Raw genomic sequence first — 3,698 nt, 5'->3', positions numbered from 1 at the left:
GGGCGGCGGTCGGCGGGGCGGCACCTGTCAGGGCCGGTCGCGTCGGGATCCGGCCGGCGGGCGCGGGTGGCCGACACGGAAGACCGGCCGGCATGGACGGGCTGGCACAGACGGGCTGGCACGGACGAGCGGACAGCCGGCCGGCACGAGGAACCGGCTGGCGCGGGAGCCGTCGGCCAGGTCACCCGGCCGTGGACCGGCCGGGACGGCCGGCCGCCACCGGGGCCGGACGGCCGCGGGCTACTCGACGCCGGCCTCAGCAGGTGCGCCCCGATGGACCTCACGGGACACCTCGCCAGGGACGCCGACCAGCGCCGGGCCGGCGGATCCGGTGGACCGCACGGCTCCGGCGGGCCCACCGGAGCCGACGGAGCCCGTGGGTTCGGCGGGCTCCGTGGGCTCGGCCGGCTCCGTGGGCTCGGCGGGCTCCGTGGGCCCGGTGGGTTCGGCGGACTCGGTGGGCCCGGACGCCCGCTGTGCCGGGACACCGCGCAGCTCCCGCAGCAGCACCCGTTCGATGGCCGTGCCCGCGGCGTCCCACGGCAGGTCGGCCACGCCGGCCGCGGCGGCCCGCGCCCGCTCCTCCCGCTGCCCGGCCGAGGCCATGCCAACCACCTCGGACAGGGCGGCGGCCAGCTCACCGGGCGTGGGCTGGGCGTAACACACGTACGGGTTGTCCAGTACCAGCCGGTTGTGCCGGGCGTCGTTGACGACCGGGACGCAGCCGGCGGCCAACAGCTCGAACGGGATGAGCGAGACATTCGTCACCGACAGACACAGCCCAGCCACGCACCTGTTGTACAGAGCGTTCAGCTCGGCCGGTGTGATGACGCCGTGCCGGTGCGCCGGGAAGGGCAGGGCTGTCACGTTCTCGCCGAAGAGGTGGATCGGCACGTCCGGGTGGCGCCGGTGGAACTCCTCCAGCGCCAGCAGGCCGAGGGGGTAGGCACGCCGCGGTGTGCTCGGCTTGGCGTAGAAGACCACCCCGTCCCGGGCCGGCCGCCGCGCGGACGTGTCCACCCGGTACACGTCCGTGTCCGCGCCGAACTCGAAGTGGTCGCACGGCATCCCGTACTCGGCGGTCAGCTTCGCCGCCAGCCAGCGGCCGGCGGTGATGCCGTGGAAGCCGAAACGGAACGTGTTCTCGGCCAGCAGGCTCTCGGTGCCCGCCGGGTAGAACAGCGGCTCGAAGTCCTGGACGCAGTAGAACCGGCGGCCCGGGGTCCGCGGATCGGCCACGACGTAGGCCGACTGCCACGAGGTCGCGAAGACGGCGTCGCACGGCAGCATCGGGCCGGTCGCGTCGGCGACCTCCGCGCGGATCCGCGGCCAGTAGCCGCGGAAGACCTCGGTGTGGGCGCGTATGTCGCCGGCGTAGCGATCGTAGAAGTACAGCCGGCAGGTGTGGCCGCGGCGCTCCAGGTGCTCGACCAGCCGCAGCAGGGTGGTGTGCCCGCCGGAGCCCGGCGGCGGCGGGGTCATCACCCAGTTGACGACCAGCGGGGCGTCGTCGCGCGCGGCGGCGGGCACCGTCGGGCGGGTGCCCCCCGCGGGTGCCCCGGACGCGTCCGCCGGCACGGCCTGCCCCGCTGAAAACGGGCCGGCCGCCTCCGCCGCCGCTACCGGCACCGCCGCGTGCGGCGCTCCCACCGGCGTCGGCGCCCCCGGCGCTCCCAGCTCCGGCGTTTCCAGCTCGGGCGTTTCCAGCTCGGGCGCTCCCACCGGCGATGGCGCCCCCGGCGCCCCGGCCGGCATCGGCGTCAGTGGGCCGGCCCGTAACACCTCCCGCGCGCGGACCGGCAACGCGCCCGACGGATCGTCCAGCCGCCGGGACGCCGCCCGCAGCACACGCCCGGCGAGCCCACGGGTGCCGTCCTCGCGCACGATCCGGGCGATCTGCCCCGCCCGGCGCGTGATCTGGTCACGCGTTGTATGCCGGTTCCCGGCCGAATCGTTCATGGCTTCCCCCCTGCCGTGCCCGTCCCCCCGTAGATGATGGCCTGCCCGCACGGGCGGCCGCGCACCAGGGTCCGGCGAATCCGCTGATTCCGCGAATCGCCCCGACGGGCCCGAGCGGACGCCAATCCGTGCCCGGCCCGACAGAACATGGATCCGGCAGGGCATGGCCGTCGCCGGAAGCTGCTAAAGTTCGTCCGGGTTCGAGGCATGTCCGGTTTGTTGTCATGCCCATGCCGCCGGGGGGCTCACCAGCAGTGCGATCATCGGGAAGCGCGGTCGCTGTTTTCCGTGACCAGGGCCCGGAAGCCGTTCCGGCGGGAGCCCGGGCACGGCGGGGATCCCGCCGGCAGAGGGTGGGGCGCGAGCCGGGAGCATGATTTGATCACGGTCTTCGGCGTCGAGAATACGATCATCAACGTCTTCGGGGCAGGACCGGGCGCGCGCCGCGTCGGCACCAACGGGGGGTAACGGTAGATGAGCAGGCGTGTTCCGGCCGGGACGCTGAGCCGACGCCCGACGGTCTCCGTCGTGGTGCCGTGTTACAACTACGCGCGTTATCTCGCGGAGTGCGTCGAGACGGTGCTGACGCAGGAGGGTGTCGACCCGGAGGTCATCATCGTCGACGACGCCTCGACCGATGCCAGCGCGACCGTCGCGGCGGCGCTGGCGGCCGCCGACGGCCGGGTCCGCGTCATCCGGCATCCGGCCAACCGCGGTCACATCGCCACCTACAATGACGGCCTGGCCGAGGCGACCGGCGACTACGTGGTCCTGCTCTCCGCGGACGACCTGCTGCTGCCCGGCTCGCTGGCCAGGGCCACCGCCCTGCTGGAGGCGAACCCCTCCGTCGGCATGGCCTACGGCCACCCCACCCATCTCTACGAGGGCAGGCCACCGAAACCACCGCGCACCCGCGTCCGGAACTGGACAATCTGGGACGGGCCGGAATGGATCCGGTTACGTTGCCGGGCGGGCATCAACTGCATCTTCAACCCCGAGGTGGTGCTGCGGACCTCGGTACAGCGCGAGATCGGCGGCTACCGGCCCGATCTCCCGCATTCGGGTGACCTGGAAATGTGGCTGCGGGCGGCCTCGGTGGCCGACGTCGGCCGGGTGAACGGCACCGACCAGGCCTACTACCGCGTGCACGCGGCCAGTATGCAACGCACCGTGTATGCCGGGCACCTCACCGACCTGCGAGCTCGCTGGGACGCGTTCCAGGTCGTCCTCACCGGGCGCGCCGCGGGCATCCCGGACGCCGACGGCCTGCTCACGACGGTCCGGCGCACGCTGGCGAACGAGGCGCTCGGCCAGGTCCGCCGGATCTGCTCGGAGGGCCGGGCGGAGCACGACGGCGACCTCGTCGACTCCTACCTGCGTTTCGCCCGGGAGCTCTGGCCGGACGCTCCGGCGCTGGCCGCGTGGCGGGCGATCCCGGTGGCCCGGCGGGCCGGCGAGCACCGCTCCGCCGTCACCGCGCTCACCACCTACCGCACGATCGAGGACAAGATCCGCTGGCGGCGATGGCGCTGGAACGGCGTGTGATCGCATGGCACGCACCGGCACGGCCCACAGCCACGCGTCATGACCTCCGACGCCACCCGTCCCGGTCGCGCGACCACCGGGACGGATGACTTCATCTGGATGGACGGCGCCCCCCCGACCGGGGATCCGCCCGTCGAGCGGACCACCGTACGGCTGCAGAGAATCCCGTTCCGCAGCCCCCCGACGGGTGACAG

Annotated in this window: 2 protein-coding genes; one reads left to right on the top strand and one right to left on the bottom strand. The window is 73.9% G+C overall.

Annotated elements, in window-relative coordinates; translation table 11 throughout:
• Positions 1-240 precede the first annotated feature (240 nt).
• Positions 241-1,959, bottom strand: a complete 1,719-nt coding sequence (locus AC5LUJ_RS23125) for a rhamnosyltransferase WsaF family glycosyltransferase (protein ID WP_250283813.1) — start codon at positions 1,957-1,959, stop codon at positions 241-243.
• A gap of 474 nt (positions 1,960-2,433) precedes the next feature.
• Between AC5LUJ_RS23125 and AC5LUJ_RS23120 the strand changes: the two genes are divergently transcribed.
• On the top strand, positions 2,434-3,504 hold the full coding sequence (locus tag AC5LUJ_RS23120; RefSeq protein ID WP_250283788.1) for a glycosyltransferase family 2 protein: 1,071 nt from the start codon (positions 2,434-2,436) through the stop codon (positions 3,502-3,504).
• Positions 3,505-3,698: the final 194 nt, after the last annotated feature.

The organism is Protofrankia sp. CiP1_Cm_nod3 (genome assembly GCF_982290655.1).
Note: the sequence above shows the minus strand (reverse complement) of the source record. Positions and strands in the feature narration are given on the sequence as shown.

What these genes read in the sequence shown, in the direction of transcription:
- AC5LUJ_RS23125 (WP_250283813.1), bottom strand. Translation starts at nt 1,959, where the DNA reads ATGAACGATTCGGCCGGGAACCGGCATACAACGCGTGACCAGATCACG.
- AC5LUJ_RS23120 (WP_250283788.1), top strand. Translation starts at nt 2,434, where the DNA reads ATGAGCAGGCGTGTTCCGGCCGGGACGCTGAGCCGACGCCCGACGGTC.